This window comes from Exiguobacterium sp. PvP048 (genome assembly GCF_040549175.1).
GTDB lineage: Bacteria > Bacillota > Bacilli > Exiguobacteriales > Exiguobacteriaceae > Exiguobacterium_A > Exiguobacterium_A artemiae.
In genome coordinates this window covers 38,365-60,651 of record NZ_JBEPSU010000004.1, presented here as the reverse complement: position 1 = coordinate 60,651, position 22,287 = coordinate 38,365, and the positions used below count along the sequence as shown (strand labels likewise).

The following is a 22,287-nucleotide window of genomic DNA, read 5'->3' as shown; positions in this document are numbered from 1 at the left end:
GTCTTTTTGTTTTAATCGTATTGCCGCCGGGCGAGTTGCTCGGTCTGTTCTTTCGTAATCTGGCGTTTATTTTTTTCGTGCAGACGTCCCATGAAGGACGTGCGTTGCCACGACGGCGACCAGTCCGACTCTTTGTGTGCACGTAAGGCCAAGATGTAGTCGTAACTCAAATGAAGCCGCTCAATCATTTCCGTGCGAACGTCACAAATATGACCATGTCCCGGAATAAGTAACTTTACCTCATATTCATAAATAAAGGATTCGAGTAATTCAAGGGTCGTTAAGTATTCACTCGAATCATGTTCAATCAACGGAATTTCGACGTCGGAGGCATAGTCACCACAGACAAGGAGATGAAGCGGCATGACGACAAAAGACAAATGGGTTGATTCATGACCGGGAGTCAGGAAAAAAATCAGTTTGGTTTTACCGATCGTCAACGTCGTTTCGGATTCTTCGATGACATGTGTGATATCCGGAAACAGAACGGGAGACTCGATGTAGTACTCGTCATTAAAGTTCTGCACTTCTTCAAGCGCTGCTGTCCGGTCGACATCCACGAAACGACGGGAAGCAATCGCAATTGCATCTTTAAAAGCGTAAGCTCCTAGAATATGATCAAAATGAGCATGCGTATACACGATATAGAGAGGCCGATCGTGCCGGATGATTTCCACATCACGGCGGATCGTTGCGATCTCGTCCGGTAACCAACCCGGATCAACGACGATCAGACAATCGGGAGTCTCAATCAAAGTCGAGGTCGTTTTCATTAATGTACTTTGGTACACCATGACGCCGGGCATCTTCATTTGAATCATGAGAGTCCTCCTCTTTTAGGATGTAACGTTTTATATCGAACTATACCCGAAAGCAGGGGAAATCTATCCTGGAGACAACAAAAAAGACGACTTGCAAGTTGCAAGCCGTCTGCCCTCGAAGGCATAAAAGTCATTGACCTATGTGTCGTGACCTATGTTATGTCATAAATTGGAGCGGGTGAAGAGAATCGAACTCTCATCATCAGCTTGGAAGGCTGAGGTTTTACCACTAAACTACACCCGCAAGAGTTGCTACATGAAATATAGTAGCATAGCAAAGCGTTTATTTCCATAACTTTTATGAAAAAAGGTAATTCTTTTGATTTTATGTGTACAATAATAAGAGCTAAATCGTTTACATAAGCTTCCTGTAACGAGAGTGAGTGGCTGAAGATGGAAAGAGGAGCGAATGACTGGTGAACAAAGTTCGAGTTTGGAGCGAACAGCTGATGGGAAAAGGATGGATGGCGACATGTCACCATCAAATCGATCGTTATCGCTTCACGACAGGAGAGTGGTTTCTGAACGCAAGCCTACTTGCCTTTTCAATCGAACAGGATGCAGATATGCTACCGGACGTGCTTCCGAACGAATTGAAGATCCCATTAGTATCTGAACGGATGAAACAGATATTGGAGCGGCTGACACCGTTTTCCGTCCAATGTCTCCGTGTCCAGCTGAAGACACGAACGGGACTCATCAATTACTATCTCATCAATATTCTAGCGGTAAGACGGGTGGAACATCTACATAAGACGGAGATTTTCCGCACGCTTCGGAAAAAACAAGTCTACTTCATGACGGAGCGAATCGTCAGTACATCGCTTGGTCCCCACCACATCTTGCGGGATGAACGTACGGAACGTATTTTCCTCTCGGATACGCTAGCACGGTGTTTCCAGCAACTAGCCGTGACAGGCATACATTTTGACGAGATAAATCGAATGGAGGAAATTATATGAAACAGTACACGGTCGATAATTGGATTACACTGCAATATCCAAAAACGTTTGAATATCAAGAAGAAGAAACATTTGTTAGTTTTTATTCGACGGAAGAAAATGCGATGGGGACGTTACAGTTATCCATCTACGAGTCGGATACAGAAGAACTGACACCTTTTGAAGCGGCAGAACAGGAAATCAACTTATTGGTGGAAGAGTTTGGTATTGAACTGACTGGACCACTTGAAGCACGTCGGAATTCTTCCAAAGAAGCACTTCTTGCTGTAGACGGGAAAGAAGAAGAGGTCTTCATCCGGATTTATGCATATTCAGACGGGGAACGACTTGTTCTATTAACGTATTCTGCAGATCGCGAGTCACTGGAATTGGAAGAAATTGAAGCGATGATCTTATCATTGAACTGGATTCACTAATACAAAAGCGAGGTGCCCTCAATTGAGCGCACCTCGCTTTTGTTCATTATTGATGTCCTTGTTTCCGCAGTGAAGAAAGCGGATGTGAGCCGATCTGCTTGTTCAGCCAACCTGCGATATCCGCAAAAACACGGATTCGCTCAAACTCGTGGAATAATTCATGCCGCAATCCACGGTAGACCGTGAGTTGCACCCCTTCGACACGAACCCGGTTATAGGCATCAAACAGGGCGTGGATTCCTTTGCCGTCGAAAGCGACCGGGTCATCTTCGCCGGCTATCAGCAGCAACGGTAAATGACGCGGATGTTGATACAGATAAGCCAATGAGTTGACGGATTTGGTTGCCGACAGTAATTCGTTAAAAAAGCCGAGTGTGACGGTTTGCCCCGATAACGGATCTTCATCATAACGTAAGACCGATTGAGGATCGGAGGATAACCAGGCATTCGAAGAGAGTGCCGGGAAGAAACGTAAGTTATACCGTCCGAAAATCAGCTTACTGAGTCCTTCTGCCGGATGGTGAGAAGAAGTTTGTTCGATCAGTCGTCCGACAATTTTTTGACTGACGGTGCCGAGTAAACCATTGTCCGTCGGAGGACCGCTTGCAATGACTCCTGCCAACTCGTGACCGAGTGTTTGGCCAAGGCGTCTTGAAATGAGTGAACCGAAACTGTGACCAAACACGAAAATCGGTAAATCGGGATAACGCTCTTTGATATCGTAAACCAGTTCTTCAGCATCCTGCATCAATTGCGCAAAACCATGATTTGGCTCCAAATGCCCAAGAGAATCCAGTTGTTGTGCACGTGCGCCAAAACAACGTACATCCGGAATGATCGTATGGTAGTGGTGGGCATAAAGGAACTCGGCAAACTCTTGGTAGCGCGCACCGTGCTCCATCATTCCGTGAAAAACAATGACGACCCCTTTCGGAGCATTAGCTTCTAACAGATGCATCGTTGTCGTGTAACCGTCTGATGCAATCCAGTGTGTATGGTCGATTGTCACATCTATCATCCTTCCCTGATTAAGAAAGTCCGTATATCGTTCCGTCTTCAGAAATTCCCATCTTATTGGCAGCCGGTATTTTCGGTAAACCCGGCATGGTTAATACATTCCCGGTCAAGGCGACGATGAACCCCGCACCGACGGATGGTTTGATTTCACGGACAGTAATCGTAAATCCTTCGACACGTCCGTACTTGCTTGGATCATCCGTCAATGAGAAAGGTGTTTTTGCCATACAGATCGGCAGATGGCCGAGTCCCTGTTCGGTGCAACGCTCAAGCTCACGTAATGCCTTTTCTTCGAAATGCACATCTGCTGCACCATACACTCGTTTGGCAATCCGTTCGATTTTTTGTGTCAGCGGCAGTTCGGCCGGATAAAGCGGAGTAAACTGACTCTCTTCCTCCAAAGCCTCAAAGACCTGCTCCGCCAGTGCTTCTCCACCGGCGCCCCCTTGGCTGAAGACTTCGCTTTCAGCGACGCGGATCTTGCGTTCGCGGCACCATTCGAGCACCGTCTCGCGTTCCGTATCGGTATCGCTTGCGAAACGATTCAAGGCTACAACGGCCGGCACGCCGAACAAATCCATTGTTTCAACGTGCTTCTCGAGTAAAGCCAGTCCTTCGACCAAAGCGGATAAATTTTCTTCCGCCAATTGATCCTTTGCAACCCCGCCATGCATTTTCAACGCACGGACAGTCGCAACGACGACAACCGCATCCGGATGCAGATTGCCGATCCTGGATTTAATGTTAAAGAATTTTTCAGCTCCGAGATCTGCTCCGAATCCGGCTTCCGTGACGACATAATCACTCAGCTTCAAGGCAGTACGTGTCGCAATCAGTGAGTTACAACCGTGGGCAATATTTGCGAACGGACCACCATGGATTAGAGCCGGTGTGCCTTCGACCGTCTGGACAAGATTTGGGCGGAAGGCTTCTTTTAAGAGTAATGTCGCAGCACCGGAAGCTTTGATATCCTTGACTGTCACCGGCTGTTGGTCGTACGAATAGGCAACGACAATTCGGCTGATGCGTTCCTCTAAATCCGTGATGGAATCCGCTAAGCAGAGAACAGCCATGATTTCCGAAGCGACCGTGATATCAAACCCGTCCTGACGCGGAACGCCGTGGGCCGGTCCGCCGAGTCCAATCGTGATTTGTCGCAAGGCGCGGTCATTCAGATCAAGGACACGTTTCCACGTGATGCGACGCGGATCAATCCGTAAGTCGTTGCCTTGATGAAGATGATTATCGAGCAGGGCACTGATTGTGTTGTGGGCTGAAGTGATGGCGTGCATATCACCTGTAAAATGAAGGTTGATTTCTTCCATCGGCAAGACCTGGCTGTATCCGCCGCCGCATGCTCCGCCTTTTAATCCCATCGTTGGTCCGAGTGACGGTTCGCGCAAGCAAATCATCGTCTTATGATTGAGTCGGTGTAACGCTTGACCCAGTCCGACCGTGACTGTCGATTTTCCTTCTCCGGCAGCCGTCGGATTGATTGCCGTGACAAGAATCAGTTTTCCATCTGCTTTCGTCGCCAATCGTTTCACCAGTCCGTCTGTCAACTTTGCTTTGTATTTTCCGTACGTGTCATAATCCGCGTCAGTTAATCCGATATGTTCGGCGATTTCGGAGATGGGGCGTAGGATGGTTTGCTGGGCAATTTCTAAATCAGAACGAATCGTTTTTTCCATGGCGTAATCTTCCTCTCAAGATGAGTTTCTCTATATTTCCTTAATAGTAGCTTATCTGAAACGGACACGCCAAATAATCGTTCAATATATTCCACCCAATGGGTCAAATGGTTGCGTTTTCATTTTATGGAAAGTTGCGTAGTCTAGGGATAGAGGAGGGATGAGCAATGGCAGTAAGCAATAAGAAAAAAGTAAAGCGCGGACTTGAATTTTGGATGTTTGTCGGACCCGTCTTTTTGGTGTTCGCAGTAATCGTTCTCGTACCTTTTTTTAATGGTGTCATGTATTCATTCACGGATTGGAACGGAATTACCGGTGAGTTAAATTGGATTGGGTTTGACAACTATGTCCGGCTGTTCACGGTGGACGAACAGTTCCAACAGTCCTTCTGGCTGACGACGAAATACACCGTCGTAGCCGTGGTTTTAACGAATCTGGTTGGATTTATCTTAGCGTTTTTACTCACGCAAAATATTCGGACTCGAAATTTCTTACGGACGATTTTCTTCATGCCGAACTTAATCGGCGGATTGATTCTCGGATTCGTCTGGCAGTTCATTTACGTTAAAGGATTTGCTTCGATTGGAGAACTGACAGGTTGGAGTTTATTCGAACTTCCTTGGCTTGGTGACGCTCGAACCGGTTTCTGGGGTATTGTCATCGTTTCGATTTGGCAAGGCGGGGGATATATCATGGTCATCTATATTGCGGCCTTGCAAAATGTCCCGCAGGAACTGATCGAAGCAGCCAAAATTGACGGAGCCAACCGCCTGTCGACGTTACGGAACATTACGATTCCGCTGATCATGCCGTCGGTCACGATCTGTCTGTTCCTGACGATTTCCTGGTCCTTCAAACTATTTGATACGAACTTATCGCTCACGAACGGCGGTCCGTTTAAATCAACGGAAATGCTGGCGCTGAACATCTATAAAGAGTCATTCACAAACAATAATCTGGGTCTCGGTTCCGCCAAAGCCATCATTTTCTTTGTGGTCGTTGCCGCGATTACCGTCACCCAAGTGTACTTGACGAAAAAACGGGAGGTGGAAGCATGAGTACCGCACAACCTTTACCGAAACCGGAGCTCAAGCCGGAGCAACCGGCACCGAAAAAGCGCGGCCGTTATTCCGTACGACTCGGAACCGTGGAGATTGCCGCTTTGTTGATGGGTTTGTTGTATATGATTCCGTTTTATTATGTCATTTCGAACTCGTTTAAGACGCAAGGGGATATCTTTACGAATACATCGGGTCTTCCGAAAGAATGGATTACGGAAAACTATACGAATGCCTGGGAAGCGATGAATTTCGGGAAAGTGTTCCTGAACTCCGTCATCATCACGGTCGGTGCCAACGCCGTCATCGTGATTTTCTGTTCGATGGCCGCCTGGAAACTCGTTCGGACCAAAAGCCGTCTGTCGACGATTATCTTTTTCCTGTTTGTCGCCGCGATGATCATTCCATTCCAGTCGATTATGATTCCATTGTCGAAACTGTCAGGGGATCTCGGACTGCAAAACAGTTATTGGGGTCTGATTTTAATGTATCTCGGCTTTGGTTCCGGTCTATCGATTTTCTTGTATCATGGATTCATGAAATCGATTCCGGAAGAGATTGAAGAGGCAGCCATTATCGACGGTTGTTCGCAGTGGGGTGTCTTTTGGCGGATCGTCTTCCCGTTGCTTAAACCGATCACGGTAACGATTGTCATCCTGAACACACTATGGATTTGGAATGATTTCTTGTTACCATCGCTGATGTTACGTGATGTCGAACTGCGGACGATTCCGCTTGCGACATTCTATTTCTTCGGCCAATATACAAAGCAATGGGATTTGGCGTTAGCTGGACTGATTCTTGGGATCATTCCGTTGTTACTGTTCTTCTTCGCCATGCAAAAGCAAATTATTCAAGGAATTACGAGTGGTTCCATCAAGTGATATGTAAGCGCGTTCTCGCTTCTGCGGGAACGTTTTTGTTTTGATTGGTTAATCTGATTAGTCAGATTATTTTATTTTTTTTTGAAAAAAAGGCTTTTCAAATACTTGCCGGATGGTGTACGATGTTCTCAATTCAATTGTAACAACGACGTTGAAGGGAAGAGTAACATCTTGTAAAACCGGATTAGCGAGCTGGGGGCGGTGAGAGCCCAGTCGGAAACAAGTTGCGAAGAACATCCCGGAGTCGCTACCCGAACACTGAAGTCAGTAGGCGTAGCCGGAGTTGCCTGTCCGTTATCATATGGCCGAAGATTGAGATGATAATTGATCATCAGTCTTTTGAGTGAGCAGCTGAGCTGTTAACATGGGTGGTACCGCGGAACCGAGTCTTTCGTCCCATATTCTTGGGAGAGAAGGGCTCTTTTTTATGGCTTCTTTTTCAAACACACAATTGAGGAGGAAGATTACCATGACAACACTCGTATCGATGAAACAGACACAGGAAGCTATCACACTTGTAAAAAAACGCTTTGAGGAGCAATTCTCAGCCCAACTCGGATTGACACGCGTCGAAGCACCGTTATTCGTCGAAAGCACACTCGGAGTCAACGATCACCTGAACGGAACTGAACGCGTCATCCGCTTTGATGCGATTGATCATCAGGCAGAACTCGAAATCGTTCAATCGCTTGCGAAGTGGAAACGCCAGGCACTCCACACATACGGATTCGCAAAAGGCGAAGGCTTGTACACATTGATGCATGCCATCCGCCGCGACGAAGTATTGGATGAAACGCATTCGATCCATGTCGATCAGTGGGACTGGGAACGTGTGATTTCAAAAGAAGAGCGGACAATCGACTACTTGCAGAAAACGGTGCAAGCGATTTACGCATCGATTCGTCAAGTGGAACGTGAAGTCGAAGAACAGCTCGCGATTGAAGCGATCTTACCGGAAACGATCCATTTCATGACGACACAGGAACTGGAAGATGCGTACCCGACGCTTTCGACGAAAGAGCGTGAGACGGAAGTGACTAAAGAATACGGGGCTGTCTTCTTGATGCAAATCGGTGGAGCCTTAGCGTCCGGAGAAAAACATGACGGCCGAGCGGCTGACTACGATGACTGGACACTCAACGGCGATATTCTAGTCCATCATCCGGAAATCGGTGCATTTGAACTTTCATCGATGGGCATTCGTGTCGACCGTGAAACGTTACTCGCACAAATCGAGACGACAGGCGAGCATGCGAAACTCGATTTCCCGTTCCATCAAGGGGTACTGGCAGAAACACTTCCACTGACAATCGGCGGCGGAATCGGACAATCCCGGATGGCGATGTTCCTCTTGAAGAAACGTCACATCGGTGAAGTTCAGGCGTCGGTCTGGTCGGAAGAAACACGCGCGTCGTACCGTGAGCAAGGTGTGCACCTGCTGTAAGAACGAGTGATGTACTGATAGATATAATGACAAACCGTACTGCTGACCATGACTTTATGGATGGCAGTACGGTTTTTCTATGTGTCAAAATAAGTTCATCCGACCTCAGACTGAGGAAAGACGTGTGAAAACACGTTATAATGGGCATATGAACTAATAAGAGAGAGGTGAAGACATGTCAGCGATACTTATTACAGGATTAGTGTTTGCCTTGCTGTTCGTCGCGTTCCTTTGGTTTAACATCAAAGGATTGCGGACGATGTGGCGTGATTACAAGCGTACAGGATCAATGATGGCACTGGGCTTCTTTATCGTCGGAATCATCGGGATTTTTACAGGAGTCTGGACGACGCTCGTCGTCATCATTTATTATCTTCTTCGTCCTGCACGAGGCTGATTTAGAGGAGTGGTTGGATGCTGGAATGGTTATTCTCAGCCGGAGAGTCGAATCTCTGGCTGTTTTTAGGAATTATGATTCTTGGACTCGGGACGGAATTAATTCCGGCTGAAGTCGGTTTGCCGTTACTCGGTCTGTATGTTTCAAACGGAACGATCAGTTGGACGGCAGCTGTCCTAATCGGTTTCATCGGCAGTCTGATGGGCGCGACGCTATTTTACTTTCTCGGTCGTTACGCCGGACGTCCGATTTTGGTTCGCTACGGAAAATGGTTGATGATCAAGGAACGGGAAATCATTCAGGGAGAACGAATCGTATCGAAATACGGTTCATGGTCTGCCTTGTTCGGTCGTTTCTTCCCGGTCGTCCGTTCGGTCGTCTCGATTCCGTGTGGTCTGTTTAACTTGTCGTTCAAACGATACGTCCTCGCCTCGAGCATTGGTTTGTTCCCGGTTTCGTTTTTTTATGTTTGGCTGGGAGAGAAGTTTGGGGTGGAACGGGCAGAGTCCATGCTGAAGGGGCTTGAACAGGAATTATGGTGGATTCTCGGCATCATTGTCGTTGGAATCATCGGCTACATCATGTATCGCCGCTTGAAATCGAAGCGTTAAGAATACAAAAAGGGACTGACTATTTAAGTCAGCCCTTTTTTCATGGAGTTTTAGGGAATAAAAATCGTTTGAGCGTTTTAATCCGGTGTTTCGGAGTTAATAGAAGCAACTGATCCCGACCTTCAAAAAGCGTGTCTCCACGAGGTGTCACGATTTGGTCGTCCCGGATGATTGCCGTGATTAAAAATTCCTGCGGAAGATCAATATCCATGATGGCTTTCCCGACGAATGGATGGGAATTCGGAATCGTCAATTCGATGATTTCCGCATTCGGTTTCCCAATCGACATGAACTCGATAACCGTTTGAATGGCGGAAGAACCCGTGTCGTTCAAATGAAGGCGATCGGCGAGGAACGTCAGCATGCTCCCTTGAATTAACGTCGATAACAGAACGGTGAAAAAGACGATATTAAAAATCATTCCGGCGTTGTCGATGCCGGCGACAAGCGGATACGTCGCAAGAATGATCGGAACTGCTCCTTTTAAACCGGCGAAGGAAACAAACACTTTTTCCTGCCAAGAATATTTAAAGGGAAGCAGACTGAGCCAGACCGACACCGGGCGGGCGATGAAGATTAAAATCAATGCAAGGGCAATCGAGGATAGAATCACCTGCGGATCAAGCAACTGCTTCGGGAAGACGAGTAATCCGAGCACGATAAACATCCCGATTTGGGCCAAGTGCGCCATACTCATCGTAAAACGGACAAGCGTCTGACGGTAAACCAATTCATGATTGCTGATGTAGATGGCGGTCACATAGACGGCTAAGAAACCACTGGCATGAATCGTATCGGCAATACCGAACGAAAGAAAGGCGAACGACATTAAAAGAATCGGATAAAAGCTCGAGGAACTGAGATCAATCCGGTTAAGTAGTGTCGAAGCAATCCAGCCGATGAACAGACCGAGCAGTAGACCGATCACCATTTCCCAGACTAACGAAGTTAAGCCGGAAACGAGTGAAGCCTCTTTTGGATTCGTCACGAATTCCAGGAAGAAGACTGTCAAAAAAACAGCCATCGGATCATTGGTCCCGGATTCGAGTTCTAACGTTGAACCGACTTTTCGCCGGACGGATTGCCCGCTGAGTACTGAAAAAATCGCGGCAGCATCCGTTGATCCGACAATGGCACCAAGGAGAAAAGCATTAGCCCAGCTGAAGCCGAGAATGTAGTGGGACGCCACGGCAACGATTGTCGTCGCAATGAAGACACCAAACGTGGCAAGTGACAGAGAGGGTGAGAGTTCGGTCTTAACTTCTTTCCAAGCCGTTTGAAGACCTCCCTCGAATAAGATGATGATCAGCGCCACCGTACCGAGTAACTGTGCCAGCTCGGCATCATCAAACCGGATGAACCCGGTAATGTCACTGCCGGCAATCATGCCAAGGGCAATGAAAATCAGGAGAGCCGGAATATTGAGACGACTCGACAATTTCGTCGTCCAGACTGCTGTAAACAACAATAAGCCAATTAATAAAATCGTGAACTGTAGGGACATTGCATCAGACTCCTTCATGGAATATCATAACTACTTTCATCATACACTAATCCCGAGTTTTTTTGTCGGATAACGATTGTTCAATATTTTCCACCGCACCGGACAAAATTATCCGTTTTTATTGCAAGCGTTTTCATTTATTGTAAAAGCGTAGCACGAGTATCAACTCGAAAATCAGGGAGGTATCCGAATGCGTAAACGTAAATGGGCAGCACTACCAGTTATGACGACCGCAATGGTCGTAGCACTTGCAGCATGTGGTGGCGGTGGAACACTCAATAGTGATGACTCAAAGGACAGTGGCTCTTCTAAGGACGGGAAGACCCTCAACGTATTCCAATTTAAAGCTGAAATCGCAAAAGACATGGAAAAGATGGCAAAGGCGTATGAAAAAGAAACGGGCGTAAAAGTCGTCGTTCAAACAGTCGGCGGCGGATCGGATTATGGCGCCGCCTTGAAATCTCAGTTTGCTTCGGGTAACGAACCGGATGTTTTCAACAACGGTGGATTTACAGAAGCGAAAACATGGCAAGATAAGCTGGAAGATCTTTCGGATGAAAAGTGGGTCAGTGATTTAACAGACCTATCAAAAGAACCGATGACAATTGACGGGAAACTGTATGGTATGCCGATGAACTTGGAAGGTTACGGTTTCATTTACAACAAAGAAATCTTCAAGAAAGCCGGTATTACAGAGTTGCCGAAAACGTTAACAGAATTAACAGAAGCGTCCAAGAAGCTGAAAGCGGACGGCGTGACACCATTCTCGATCGGATACGGCGAGTGGTGGATTCTTGGAAATCACTTGATGAATATCCCGATGGGCCAACAGGATGATCCGGATCAGTTCATCGCCGATCTGAATTCCGGCAAAGGGAAGTTCGAAGACAATAAACAATTTAAAGAGTTCATGAATCTGTTTGATTTAACGATCGAGTACGGAAACAAAAATCCGTTGACGACAGATTACAATACACAAGTTTCACAGTTTGCTGAAGGAAAAACAGCAATGATCCAACAAGGAAACTGGGCGCAACAATTGATTACGGATGTCAATCCGGATATCGAGATGGGCTTCATTCCGATGCCGATCAATGATGACAAAGAAAAAATGGATCGACTTCCGGTCGGCGTACCGAATAACTGGGTCGTCAACAAAAACTCGAAAAATAAAGAAGAAGGTAAAAAGTTCCTCGAGTGGATGGCGACATCTGATACAGGAAAAGATTATATGGTCAACAAATTCAAGTTTATCCCGGCGTTCAAATCAATCGAAGCAGCCGATCTTGGACCACTTGCTGACGATATCATCAAGTACTCTAAAGAAGATAAAACCATCTCATGGAACTGGTTTAAATATCCGGACGGTGCTGTCAACGAATTTGGTGCCATCATGCAGGCATACGTAGGAAAACAAAAAACATCAGAAGAGATGTTACAAGACTTTACGAAGACTTGGCAAAAAATGAAGAAATAATAAAAAACGTGTTGTTTCCAATAAATGGAATCAACACGTTTTTTTATTATTTAATGTAAGAAAAACAATTGAATGAAGAAGAGAACAGCGAACAGATAAATCAAAAAGTGAACGCGTTGCTTTTGGACAGCTTTCATAATCGGATAGATGATGAATCCGAAGGCGATCCCTGTTGCGATACTGCCGGACAGCGGCATGATGATGATGATCATGAACGCTGTAAAGGCTTCGCTGAAATCTTCCCACTGGATTTGTTTAATATTTTGAAGCATCAAGGCACCGACCAGGAGTAATGCAGGTGCTGTAATAGCAGGAACACTTGAAATCGATTGAACGATTGGACCGAACACTGCCGAGAGCGCAAATAAGATGCCGACCGTGACGGATGTCAATCCGGTTCGTCCACCGGCTGCGACACCGGAAGCAGATTCGACGTAAGCCGTCGTTGGACTGGTTCCAAACATCGATCCGACAATCATTGCCGTTGAATCAGACAACAGAGCACGTTCGCTGTTCTTAAGAGAACCGTCTTCTTCGATCAGTCCGGCCTGTTCGCCGACTGCGACCATTGTTCCGGTCGTATCAAACATCGTGACGAGGACAAACGAAAGGACACCACTGAATAGACCATATTGAATGACGTCTTGAACCGCAGAGAGCGGATTCGCGACAAGAATTCCTTCCGGTAAAGTCGGCAAAGCAATCAAGGTTTTTGAGAACGTCAATTCACCTGTTAAGAAAGCGAGTACTCCGGACAGGACCATCGCATACAATAGACCACCCGGAACACATTTCACCGTCAGAATGGCGGCTACGAGTAATCCGACCAGCGTAATCAGGGCTTCCGGTGACGTCAAAGAGCCGATTGTAATCAAGGTAGCCGGATCGGCCACAAGAATACCGGACATCTTTAAACCGAGGGAAGCAATGAATAAACCGATTCCTCCGGTGATAGCTAACTTAATCGTAGTTGGAATGACTTCGATTAATTTCGTCCGTAAAGGAGACAAGGATAACAAAAGGAAGATGATTCCGGCGACAAAAACGACGGATAAAGCTGTTTGGTAAGGAATTTTTTCGCCGATGACGAGCGTATAAGTGAAATAAGCGTTTAAGCCCATTCCCGGTGCCACCGCAATCGGCAGGTTGGCATAAAAGCCCATCAACAATGTCCCGATCAAAGTAGCGACGATCGTTGCCGAGAAAGCTTGATCCTGCGGAATGCCTGCTTCCGATAAAATAGTCGGGTTGACGAAAAGAATATAGGCCATCGTGATGAACGTAATAAAACCAGCTTGAATTTCACGTTTGACCGTTGTATCGTGTGCTGAAAGTTTAAACATGAGTCAAAGACCACCTTAATCTCAAAAGTTTGTTAAAAACGAACATTAACGATGTTATATCAATATTCATTCGGAATCAAGTATTGTTTTTCGGTTAATCTAAATTGGAGTAAATGACAACGGGTATAAACAAATAAAAGACATACATGTAAGCGGATACAGCTATGCTATACTACTTATTAGAAGAAAAAGGATGGAGGAGACGGCGATGAAGAGCATCCGAACACGTTTGATCCGACTTGTCGTCTTAGCAATTCTGATTCCGACGACGCTTGCTACATCAGCTTCTTATCTCTATGTGCGCCACCAGAACATCGAGCAGGCGGAACGTTCGAGCTTGAGCGGTTTGAAAAGAGGAAGCAACCAAATCAGTCATTATATGGAAGATGTAAGACGGTTGCCGACAAGTTTGTATGCCAATCGCTCCTTACTCAATATTATGAACGTCGGTGCAGATGCCGAGCTCAGTGAATCGGAAGGTGTGATTTCACGGGCGTTGCTCGGACTTTTTTTATCAAGACAAGACATTGAGCAGCTTCATTTTGTCATCTTAAAAGGAAATTCGGAGTACTCGGTCTATAACATGAAAACATCAAGCCGGGGAAAGTTTGATTGGCTGCAGGAGACCGATTATTTTCGTTTGATGAAACAAAAAAACGGATGGCTGATTGATCCGGCACATCAGATTGCCGCCTATAATACACATACGATGATTTTGGATGAGAAAGAAATCGTCAGCTTCCGTTACCGGATCAATCGGGTGGAAACGGATGAACCGCTCGGTTTTCTTTCAGTCGACATTCCGACGAGTGTCTTTGAACAACAATTGAAGCTGTTCGAAAATTTTCCCGGTGAATCGCTTTGGTTGTTGAATGGAAACCAACTGATTGCGAAAACAGGCAAAGAACTTCCGGTCACGAATGACCGATTGACGGGCAAGAGTGGGAGCATGCGCGTCGGAGACTCCTTTATCGTGTATGCCAAAACGACAACACAAGGAGTTCCCATTACACTGATCAAGACGACCCCATATGCATCGGTCGTCAAAGGTGCCAATGAAACAGCGCTGATTTTAATTTTGATCGGAATCGGCTCGTTAGTCTTGATGATTATCGCGGCCAGTCTTGCAGCCCTTAAAATCACGAAGCCGATCAAACAGCTGACAGCAAACGTTTGGCGTGTCGAACAGGGTGATTTATCGGCACAATTCGTTGCGACGACCAACGATGAGATTGGGTTGCTGAATCGGCAATTCCAGCGGATGATTCAACGAATCGACCGGCTGATCAAACGGGAATACCGTCTGGCACTTGAAAACCGGACAAACGAATTGCGGGCTTTACAATCTCAATTAAATCCTCATTTCTTGTTTAATGCCTTGCAATCGATCGGAACGACTACATTACAGGGTGACCGGAAAATCGCATATCGTTCGATTACAGGATTGTCGCAGATGATGCGTTATTCCATGAATAATGAACAGACGATTGTCACGCTGAAGCAGGAAGTCGATCATCTTCAATCCTACATGCGTCTTCAGCAGCAACGTTTTCCGGATCGGTTCCGTTATATCGTCGATGTGCCGTGGCACATGAATTCGATTGAGATCCCGAAAATGATTTTACAACCCTTTGCTGAAAATTATTTTAAGCATGCGTTTAATCAACAGGCAGATGCGACGGAAAATTACCTCGCCTATAAAGTCAGAAGCGATGGTGACCAACTCATCATTCAAGTCGAAAACAGCGGTTCAGTCATGGAAGCAGCAAAACTAGAAAGTATTGATCAAACGATGCGGATGCACCGCCGACCGGAAGACCGTCAAACGTCCGGGATCGGTCTTCACAACATCTACGAACGTCTATTAATCTTTTATGGAGAAGAAGCCAGCATGATCCTGCAGTCTCCGGCTGAAGGTGGTTTTAGAATCGTCATTCGAATTCCCGTTGAACAGGAGGAACTATGATGAATGTATTGATCGTAGACGACGAAAAACATGTGCGCGACGCGGTGAAATTGCTTGGAGAATGGGATACCTGGCAGATTGGTAATATCTTTGAAGCGGATGACGGGGTCACTGCCAAACGTTTCTTGGAACAGGAAAAAATCGATTTGATGTTGACGGATGTCGAAATGCCCGGACTCGACGGACTAAGTTTACTCGAATGGACAAAAAATCATCATCCAAAGGTCGTCACGATTGTATTGACAGGGTATGATGATTATACGTATATGCGTCGGGCGATTTTGCACCAATCGTTTGATTACTTACTTAAGCCGATTGATCCTGATATTTTGAATGATGCTCTCGGGCGCGCGATGGAATTGATCGGTCCTGTTCAAGAACAAGGCGAAGCGATTGATCAAATTGCAAAATACATTTCGACACATTATGCGGAAGAACTAACGCTTCAACTCATGAGTGAACGCTTTTATCTAAGTCGAGAATACATTTCAAGACGATTCAAACAGCGTTTTTCCGTTAATCTATCGGATTATATTCAAACCATCCGTTTAAATCGGGCAAAAGAATTGCTGGGTGAGACGGATGCCCGGATTTACGAGATTGCGCTTGAAGTCGGATACCATGATGATAAATATTTTCGGAAAGTCTTTAAAAAGCAATTCGGAATGACTCCGAATGAGTTCCGAGAGTTGTTGTCGGTTTAGTCACTATTTAGAGGAGGAATCGTACATGAGCGTACACATTAACGCAGCAGAAGGTCAGATTGCAGAAACCGTATTACTTCCAGGAGATCCACTTCGTGCAAAATATATTGCCGATACATTTTTAGAGGATGTCGTTCTTTATAACGAAGTCCGCGGAATGTATGGTTTTACAGGAACGTATAAAGGTAAAAAAGTTTCGGTCCAAGGAACTGGTATGGGCGTTCCTTCGATGTCGATTTACGCCAATGAACTCGTTCAATCATACGGCGCAAAAAACCTGATTCGTGTCGGTACTGCCGGCGGAATTACACCGGACGTCAAAGTGCGCGACGTCGTCATCGCCATGAGTGCATCACACGATATGGCACAAAACCGCGTCCGCTTCAACGGACTCGATTACGCGCCGACAGCATCGTTTGACTTATTGCACAAAGCGTATATGACAGCGAAAGAGCACGGAATCGACGCAAAAGTGGGTCAAATCTTTACGACAGATCAATTTTATCAAGATGATTTCCACCATTTCAAAAAATGGGCGGACTTCGGTTGCCTCGCAATCGAGATGGAAGCGGCAGGCCTCTACACACTTGCGGCCAAACATAAAGTCAACGCCTTGACGATCTTGACGATTTCCGATCACTTGTTGACGGGTGAAGAGACAACAGCAGAAGAACGTCAAACGACGTTTAACGACATGATGAAAGTCGCACTTGAAACAGCAATCCAACTGTAAACGAAAGGCGGAGAAAAGACTCTCCGCTTTTTTTTATTTGCCCTGACAGCTATGGTAGAATGAGAAGGTAGAAATGAATGAGCTCACAAGGGGGATTTAAGGATGGGATTGACGACAACGGGATTGGATGTAGCACGCCAGATTGAAGTACAACGGGGTTTCTTTAAGACAGGCGCGACACGAAGCATTGCTTTTCGTTTAAGTATGTTGACGTTCTTGAAACAAGCAATTGAAACACATGAAGAAGCCATTTACGATGCCTTGAAAGTCGACTTGAATAAAGGACGTCAAGACGCGTTTACGACAGAAATCGGTTTTGTCTACGGCGAAATCAATCGGATGGAAAAACAATTGCGCCGTCTTGCAAAACCACGGCGAGTCAAAACGCCGTTGTTGCATTTCGGATCAAAAAGCGAAATCCGTTTTGAGCCTTACGGAAACGTGCTCGTCATCGCACCTTGGAATTATCCTTTCCAACTGGCCCTTGCCCCTGTCGTAGGTGCGATTGCAGCTGGGAATACCGTTGTTCTAAAACCTTCGGAATTGACACCAAACGTCTCGCGTGTGTTGCGGGAAGTGTTTGAGACGGCGTTTCATGAGCGTTTTGGTGTCGTGATCGAAGGCGACGCGGAAGTAAGTACAGCTGTGTTGGAAGAGAAGTTTGATTATATCTTCTTTACCGGCTCGACTCGTGTCGGTAAAATCGTTCATCAAGCAGCTGCCAAACATTTGACGCCGGTCACGCTTGAACTGGGCGGCAAGTCTCCGACGATTATCCACAAGGATGCAGATTTAAGACTCGCGGCCAAACGGATTGCCTGGGGAAAATGGTTAAATGCCGGGCAAACATGTATCGCTCCGGACTATGTTTTTGTTCATCGGGACGTCCAGGAAACATTTCTTCGTTTGATTGAAGAAGAGGCGTTCTCCCAGTATGGCAATGGAGTCGGCGTGGGGTCCTATGTCAAAATCGTTTCGGACGGTCACTTGGAACGATTGACAGGATATCTCGAGCAAGGAAACATCGAATTCGGCGGACAAGTCGATCCGGAAACAAGAAAAATGGCTCCGACCGTTATGACGAACGTTCCTCTTGATTCGAAATTGATGCAGGAAGAAATCTTTGGTCCGATTTTACCGGTGCTCGTATATGACGAAATCGAAGATGTCATCACCTTTGTCACGGATCGTGACAAACCGTTGGCCCTTTATCTGTTTACAGAAAATGAATTCGTGAAGGAACGTGTCTTGAACCGGATTTCCTTTGGCGGCGGATGCGTGAACGATACACTCATGCATGTCGCACAGCATAATTTACCGTTTGGCGGTGTCGGTGCCAGTGGAATCGGCGGATATCACGGCAAATACAGTTTCGAAACGTTCAGCCATCGAAAAGGGCTGGTGCACAATACGACGAAGTTTGATTTACCATTCCGTTATATGCGTTCAAATACTGATTCCAAATGGATGCGCTTTTTGTTATGATGGTTGAGGTTTGATTTATATGAAATTCTATAAAAGTAAATTTTTTGTTAAATTAAGGGGTATAAGTTTTGAAACGTCAATTACGTCAGTGGATTAAGAGAACGAAGCTGGTCGAAACGGGATTGCATCTCGTGATGCGGGTATTTGCGTGTTTACCGGTTCATCCAAATCGTTTCCTGTTTGAAAGCTTTTTAGGGAAACAATACAGTGACAATCCACGTTCGATCTACGAAGCGCTGAAAAAAGACCATCCGGAATATGAATTGATCTTCAGTAAAGATCGACACCGTGTCTTCGATGATCCAAGTGTTCGGACCGTTAATCGGATGACGATTCGTTGGATTTATCTGCTCGCCACGTCGCGGGTCTGGGTTTCGAACAGCAGGCTTCCTTCCTGGTTGTTCAAACGTAAAGGGACCATCTACTTACAAACGTGGCACGGGACGCCGCTTAAAAAACTGGCGCTCGACATGGATGATGTACAGATGGCCGATACGACGACCGAACGCTACAAGCGGGACTTTGCACGTGAAGCATCCAAATGGGATCTGTTGATTTCACCGAATGCTTATTCGAGTCGGATTTTTCGACGGGCATTTGATTTTTCCGGTGAATTGCTCGAAATCGGTTATCCGCGGAATGATTTGTTTTACGAGACGAAACGGCATCCGGAAATACGCGAACGGGTCTATTCCCGTTACAACATCGACCGGACGAAGAAAATCATTTTGTATGCGCCGACATGGCGAGACAATGAGTACGTGGCGAAAGGGTCTTATTCCTTTAAGCTGCCGTTTTCGCTGGAGCAGTTTGAGAAACAATTTGGTACTGAATATACGTTATTGATCCGGATGCATTATTTGGTAGCGGATCAAGTCGATACGGCGGGTTATCCTTCTGTCCGTAATGCTTCGGATTATCCGGATATTTCAGAACTGTACATTGCGGCAGATGCCATGGTCACGGATTATTCATCCGTCATGTTTGACTATGCCCATCTGAAACGACCAATGATTTTTTACACGTATGACTTAGAACACTACCGGGATCAACTGCGCGGATTTTATTTTGACTTTGAGCAGGAAGCCCCGGGTCCGCTTGTTTTACAGCAATCACGGCTATTTGAAGAGATTGACCGGTTGCACGAATGGAGCGATCGATACGGTCCGGCATTTGACGCATTTGAAAAGAAATTTTGCCAGTGGGATGACGGAACCGCGTCTGTACAAGCCTATCAACGTCTGTTACAACCTGTCAGCAATCAGCATAAAGGAGAATCATCATGAAAAAAGTCATCACGTACGGCACATTTGATTTACTGCACTGGGGACATATCAACATCCTCAAACGGGCAAAGGAAATGGGCGATTATTTAGTAGTTGCGATTTCTACGGACGAGTTCAATCGCTTAAAACACAAAGAGTCATATCACAGTTTCGAAAACCGCAAATTGATTTTGGAATCGATTCGCTACGTGGACGAAGTCATTGCCGAAAATAACTGGGATCAAAAAATCACGGATGTACAAGAGCACCAAATCGATACATTCGTCATGGGTGACGACTGGGCCGGCGAATTCGACTTCTTGAAAGAATATTGTGAAGTCGTTTACCTTAGCCGGACGGAAGGCATTTCGACAAGCCAGATTAAAACGGAGTTAGGAAAAGGTTGATGAAAAAAGACCACACCTCGCGTGCGGTCTTTCTTCATGGAAAGGGGGGAGTAACGTGAGAGAGAGTATCGTGCAAATCTATTTGCTGCTTTTTCGGATTTTCTATCGAATCTTCTGCTTGTTACCTCTGAGACCGGTAACGCTCTTTTGGGTCACTTACGGTGATAACGTGAAACCGATTAATGATGCGCTCCTCACGGAATTCCCGAAAGAGAAAAGGTATCTGGTGTATGATAAAAAATTTGTGAAAAATCCGGAAGCCTGGTCGGCAGAATATGCTTTGCCTTACCGCAGACTGCGTTTTATTCGACTGGCTTATCTTCTCGCGACATCGAAACACCTATTCATCGATAACTATATCGGTGAATACAGTGTCGCTCCGATCCGTCAGGGGACAAAACGGATTCAGTTATGGCATGCTGCAGGAACGCTAAAAAAATTCGGACTGATGTCATCGAGGAGTTTGATGGTGCCGAAACATGTCCTGCGACGTTTCAAACGGGTGTATCAACGTTATGGGGATTTCATCGTACCTGGAGAAGCATGTGCGAAACAATTCATGGCACCGCACGATCTTCCCCGGACAGTTTTTAAAACATTGGGTGTTCCCCGGACGGATTATTGGTTTAACGAGCAACATCAGACCGTAAAAAAACAACTTTCCGACATCTATGTCAAACCGAAGCGGCGTATTCTATTATATGCACCGACTTACCGGGAATATAATGGGATGGAAGGACAGACGGTTCGTCAACTCGAACAATTGACTGATCAAGGATGGACGATTCTCGTCAAATTACATCCGACGGTCCGTTCCATGTTCACGCATCAAAAAGCGCATGTCCATTTCGTGACAGATGAATATTCAATCAATGATTACTTACTAATTACCGACGTATTGGTAACCGATTATTCCTCGATTCCTTTTGAAAGTTGTCTGCTCGGTGTTCCGACCGTTCTGTATACACCGGACATCGACACGTATCGGCAAATTCCCGGTATCATCGATTCCTATCCGGATCCGTTACCGGTCACTTGCACCGATCAGTTTGAGATCATGTTGAACTGGATTAATTCGGATGTATCATTGCAGGAAAGTCGAATGGCGATGGAACAATTCAAAACGATCTGGTATACGGAACAACCTGGTCAAGCAACGCGCCGGATTGTCGATCATTATTATCGAAAAGTACGCTGAAGCTAAAAATGACCTCCGTTTTTAAACAAACAGAGGTCATTTTTTTATCTATCTTTTTTTTGTGAAAAAGTGAACAATGTTTGACAATCTTTTGAAAAAACGTTTTTTTGAACTGTGATGTTTTATACTAAGGACAGAAGGAATCAGGAAAGGAGAATGCGAAATGCTTGCTTGCGGAACGACTGAAGCCAATACGTTTGTCTTATCGGCAGAAACACGAATGATACTGGAAGACTTCATGACAGAGGTGACGTTTAAAAAGGATTCCATCGTTTGTTGGGAAGGTGAGTTAAACGATAAGTTGTTTTACGTGAAGCAGGGTGGTGTCAAACTATCGAAACTGACGAAAAAAGGCAGTCCTTTAATGATGTTTTTATACTTTAAAGGAGATTTGTTCGGTGAGTTTGATGTCGGTGAAGCATTTCCCAGTTCTTATAGCATTGAAACGATGGAAGACAGTATACTGGGTGTCATTTCGAAAAGTAAGCTTGAGGAATTGATGAAGCAGGATGGTGTGTTTGCCTTGGAAATCATGCGCTGGCAAGCCTTGATGCGGAAGCAGTCCGAAACGAAATTGCGTGACTTGTTATTGTTTGGGAAACAAGGGGCACTGGCTTCGACCTTACTTCGTTTGATTGCCATGCATGGGAAACAAGTCGGGGAAGATTACGTCATATCCAAACGACCGTCCGACAGCGAACTCGGTCAGTTGATCGGGGCACCACGTGAAACGGTCAATCGTATGTTTTCCCAGTGGAAAAAAGACAAGGTCATTTCATCGACGACAACCAAAATCATCGTCCATGATGCGAACTATTTAAGAGATTTGTGTCATTGTGAAGGATGCCCGGTAGGGGTGTGCCGGATTTAATAAATGAACCGAGGGACTGAGTCAGTCTCTCCG

21 protein-coding genes, 1 tRNA gene and 1 other annotated feature are annotated in these 22,287 nt (G+C 45.8%); of the genes, 16 read left to right on the top strand and 6 right to left on the bottom strand.

Annotation, left to right across the window (positions count from 1 at the left end):
* Positions 1–11: 11 nt before the first annotated feature.
* Both ABIC15_RS09695 and ABIC15_RS09690 read right to left on the bottom strand, forming a co-directional pair.
* Positions 12–821 (bottom strand): MBL fold metallo-hydrolase, encoded by an 810-nt coding sequence (locus tag ABIC15_RS09695; RefSeq protein WP_012369480.1) that lies wholly within the window; start codon positions 819–821, stop codon positions 12–14.
* A gap of 170 nt (positions 822–991) precedes the next feature.
* Positions 992–1,065: transfer RNA gene (locus ABIC15_RS09690), tRNA-Gly, on the bottom strand.
* A 172-nt stretch (positions 1,066–1,237) separates the two neighbouring features.
* Here ABIC15_RS09690 and ABIC15_RS09685 point away from each other — a divergent pair.
* Positions 1,238–1,783: an imm11 family protein gene (locus ABIC15_RS09685; protein ID WP_233494594.1), complete on the top strand. Its 546-nt coding sequence runs from the start codon at positions 1,238–1,240 to the stop codon at positions 1,781–1,783.
* Entirely contained in the window at positions 1,780–2,199 is a 420-nt protein-coding gene (locus tag ABIC15_RS09680) for a hypothetical protein (protein WP_012369482.1), read from the top strand. Before ABIC15_RS09685 ends, ABIC15_RS09680 begins: the two co-directional genes overlap by 4 nt.
* 46 nt (positions 2,200–2,245) lie before the next feature.
* On the opposite strand, the gene ABIC15_RS09675 is transcribed toward ABIC15_RS09680, so the two are convergent.
* Positions 2,246–3,217 (bottom strand): alpha/beta fold hydrolase, encoded by a 972-nt coding sequence (locus ABIC15_RS09675; protein WP_114596857.1) that lies wholly within the window; start codon positions 3,215–3,217, stop codon positions 2,246–2,248.
* Positions 3,218–3,227: 10 nt separating this feature from the next.
* Positions 3,228–4,907, bottom strand: a complete 1,680-nt coding sequence (locus ABIC15_RS09670) for a formate--tetrahydrofolate ligase (RefSeq protein WP_354020573.1) — start codon at positions 4,905–4,907, stop codon at positions 3,228–3,230.
* A gap of 167 nt (positions 4,908–5,074) precedes the next feature.
* Here ABIC15_RS09670 and ABIC15_RS09665 point away from each other — a divergent pair, with 167 nt between their 5' ends.
* The 5 genes from ABIC15_RS09665 (at position 5,075) to ABIC15_RS09645 (ending at position 9,301) form a co-directional block, all read left to right on the top strand.
* A complete protein-coding gene (locus tag ABIC15_RS09665) occupies positions 5,075–5,965 on the top strand; it encodes a carbohydrate ABC transporter permease (protein ID WP_012369485.1) in 891 nt (296 codons plus the stop codon).
* On the top strand, positions 5,962–6,849 hold the full coding sequence (locus tag ABIC15_RS09660) for a carbohydrate ABC transporter permease (protein WP_012369486.1): 888 nt from the start codon (positions 5,962–5,964) through the stop codon (positions 6,847–6,849). The genes ABIC15_RS09665 and ABIC15_RS09660 overlap by 4 nt, the downstream gene beginning before the upstream one ends.
* A 142-nt stretch (positions 6,850–6,991) precedes the next feature.
* Positions 6,992–7,251: a binding site (T-box leader), on the top strand.
* 67 nt (positions 7,252–7,318) lie between these two features.
* Entirely contained in the window at positions 7,319–8,293 is a 975-nt protein-coding gene (asnA, locus tag ABIC15_RS09655; protein WP_012369487.1) for an aspartate--ammonia ligase, read from the top strand.
* A gap of 175 nt (positions 8,294–8,468) precedes the next feature.
* Positions 8,469–8,690 (top strand): hypothetical protein, encoded by a 222-nt coding sequence (locus tag ABIC15_RS09650; protein ID WP_012369488.1) that lies wholly within the window; start codon positions 8,469–8,471, stop codon positions 8,688–8,690.
* A gap of 17 nt (positions 8,691–8,707) precedes the next feature.
* Positions 8,708–9,301, top strand: coding sequence for a DedA family protein (locus ABIC15_RS09645; RefSeq protein WP_012369489.1), 594 nt, complete (start codon positions 8,708–8,710; stop codon positions 9,299–9,301).
* Between the two features lie 40 nt (positions 9,302–9,341).
* Here the strand turns inward: ABIC15_RS09645 and ABIC15_RS09640 are convergent, their stop codons facing one another.
* The gene (locus ABIC15_RS09640; protein WP_012369490.1) at positions 9,342–10,805 is read right to left on the bottom strand and encodes a potassium/proton antiporter; all 1,464 of its coding nucleotides are present in this window, start codon (positions 10,803–10,805) and stop codon (positions 9,342–9,344) included.
* A gap of 190 nt (positions 10,806–10,995) precedes the next feature.
* On the opposite strand from ABIC15_RS09640, the gene ABIC15_RS09635 reads away from it, so the two are divergent.
* Positions 10,996–12,282, top strand: coding sequence for an ABC transporter substrate-binding protein (locus ABIC15_RS09635; protein ID WP_354020572.1), 1,287 nt, complete (start codon positions 10,996–10,998; stop codon positions 12,280–12,282).
* 50 nt (positions 12,283–12,332) lie between these two features.
* On the opposite strand, the gene ABIC15_RS09630 is transcribed toward ABIC15_RS09635, so the two are convergent.
* Positions 12,333–13,625 (bottom strand): NCS2 family permease, encoded by a 1,293-nt coding sequence (locus ABIC15_RS09630; RefSeq protein ID WP_354020571.1) that lies wholly within the window; start codon positions 13,623–13,625, stop codon positions 12,333–12,335.
* A gap of 208 nt (positions 13,626–13,833) precedes the next feature.
* On the opposite strand from ABIC15_RS09630, the gene ABIC15_RS09625 reads away from it, so the two are divergent.
* The 8 genes from ABIC15_RS09625 to ABIC15_RS09590 all read left to right on the top strand — a co-directional run bounded on the left by ABIC15_RS09625 (position 13,834) and on the right by ABIC15_RS09590 (position 22,254).
* Positions 13,834–15,591 (top strand): sensor histidine kinase, encoded by a 1,758-nt coding sequence (locus ABIC15_RS09625; protein ID WP_012369493.1) that lies wholly within the window; start codon positions 13,834–13,836, stop codon positions 15,589–15,591.
* Positions 15,591–16,295, top strand: coding sequence for a response regulator transcription factor (locus tag ABIC15_RS09620; RefSeq protein WP_012369494.1), 705 nt, complete (start codon positions 15,591–15,593; stop codon positions 16,293–16,295). The genes ABIC15_RS09625 and ABIC15_RS09620 overlap by 1 nt, the downstream gene beginning before the upstream one ends.
* 25 nt (positions 16,296–16,320) lie before the next feature.
* On the top strand, positions 16,321–17,028 hold the full coding sequence (gene deoD, locus ABIC15_RS09615; RefSeq protein ID WP_012369495.1) for a purine-nucleoside phosphorylase: 708 nt from the start codon (positions 16,321–16,323) through the stop codon (positions 17,026–17,028).
* 102 nt (positions 17,029–17,130) lie between these two features.
* Positions 17,131–18,513: an aldehyde dehydrogenase gene (locus ABIC15_RS09610; protein WP_012369496.1), complete on the top strand. Its 1,383-nt coding sequence runs from the start codon at positions 17,131–17,133 to the stop codon at positions 18,511–18,513.
* A 68-nt stretch (positions 18,514–18,581) separates the two neighbouring features.
* Complete coding sequence (locus tag ABIC15_RS09605) at positions 18,582–19,799, top strand: CDP-glycerol glycerophosphotransferase family protein (RefSeq protein ID WP_214850390.1); 1,218 nt, start codon at positions 18,582–18,584, stop codon at positions 19,797–19,799.
* Positions 19,796–20,185, top strand: coding sequence for a glycerol-3-phosphate cytidylyltransferase (gene tagD, locus ABIC15_RS09600; RefSeq protein ID WP_012369498.1), 390 nt, complete (start codon positions 19,796–19,798; stop codon positions 20,183–20,185). Before ABIC15_RS09605 ends, tagD begins: the two co-directional genes overlap by 4 nt.
* Positions 20,186–20,240: 55 nt before the next feature.
* Positions 20,241–21,383 carry a CDP-glycerol glycerophosphotransferase family protein gene (locus tag ABIC15_RS09595; protein WP_354020570.1) on the top strand — a complete coding sequence of 381 codons (1,143 nt, stop codon included), beginning with the start codon at positions 20,241–20,243 and terminating at the stop codon, positions 21,381–21,383.
* Between the two features lie 163 nt (positions 21,384–21,546).
* Complete coding sequence (locus ABIC15_RS09590) at positions 21,547–22,254, top strand: Crp/Fnr family transcriptional regulator (protein ID WP_012369500.1); 708 nt, start codon at positions 21,547–21,549, stop codon at positions 22,252–22,254.
* The last annotated feature ends 33 nt before the right edge of the window (positions 22,255–22,287 follow it).

Coding starts and splice junctions, on each gene's coding strand:
- ABIC15_RS09695 (WP_012369480.1), bottom strand. CDS start 821: ATGATTCAAATGAAGATGCCCGGCGTCATGGTGTACCAAAGTACATTA.
- ABIC15_RS09680 (WP_012369482.1), top strand. CDS start 1,780: ATGAAACAGTACACGGTCGATAATTGGATTACACTGCAATATCCAAAA.
- ABIC15_RS09675 (WP_114596857.1), bottom strand. CDS start 3,217: ATGATAGATGTGACAATCGACCATACACACTGGATTGCATCAGACGGT.
- ABIC15_RS09670 (WP_354020573.1), bottom strand. CDS start 4,907: ATGGAAAAAACGATTCGTTCTGATTTAGAAATTGCCCAGCAAACCATC.
- ABIC15_RS09665 (WP_012369485.1), top strand. CDS start 5,075: ATGGCAGTAAGCAATAAGAAAAAAGTAAAGCGCGGACTTGAATTTTGG.
- ABIC15_RS09660 (WP_012369486.1), top strand. CDS start 5,962: ATGAGTACCGCACAACCTTTACCGAAACCGGAGCTCAAGCCGGAGCAA.
- asnA (WP_012369487.1), top strand. CDS start 7,319: ATGACAACACTCGTATCGATGAAACAGACACAGGAAGCTATCACACTT.
- ABIC15_RS09650 (WP_012369488.1), top strand. CDS start 8,469: ATGTCAGCGATACTTATTACAGGATTAGTGTTTGCCTTGCTGTTCGTC.
- ABIC15_RS09645 (WP_012369489.1), top strand. CDS start 8,708: ATGCTGGAATGGTTATTCTCAGCCGGAGAGTCGAATCTCTGGCTGTTT.
- ABIC15_RS09640 (WP_012369490.1), bottom strand. CDS start 10,805: ATGTCCCTACAGTTCACGATTTTATTAATTGGCTTATTGTTGTTTACA.
- ABIC15_RS09635 (WP_354020572.1), top strand. CDS start 10,996: ATGCGTAAACGTAAATGGGCAGCACTACCAGTTATGACGACCGCAATG.
- ABIC15_RS09630 (WP_354020571.1), bottom strand. CDS start 13,625: ATGTTTAAACTTTCAGCACACGATACAACGGTCAAACGTGAAATTCAA.
- ABIC15_RS09625 (WP_012369493.1), top strand. CDS start 13,834: ATGAAGAGCATCCGAACACGTTTGATCCGACTTGTCGTCTTAGCAATT.
- ABIC15_RS09620 (WP_012369494.1), top strand. CDS start 15,591: ATGAATGTATTGATCGTAGACGACGAAAAACATGTGCGCGACGCGGTG.
- deoD (WP_012369495.1), top strand. CDS start 16,321: ATGAGCGTACACATTAACGCAGCAGAAGGTCAGATTGCAGAAACCGTA.
- ABIC15_RS09610 (WP_012369496.1), top strand. CDS start 17,131: ATGGGATTGACGACAACGGGATTGGATGTAGCACGCCAGATTGAAGTA.
- tagD (WP_012369498.1), top strand. CDS start 19,796: ATGAAAAAAGTCATCACGTACGGCACATTTGATTTACTGCACTGGGGA.
- ABIC15_RS09590 (WP_012369500.1), top strand. CDS start 21,547: ATGCTTGCTTGCGGAACGACTGAAGCCAATACGTTTGTCTTATCGGCA.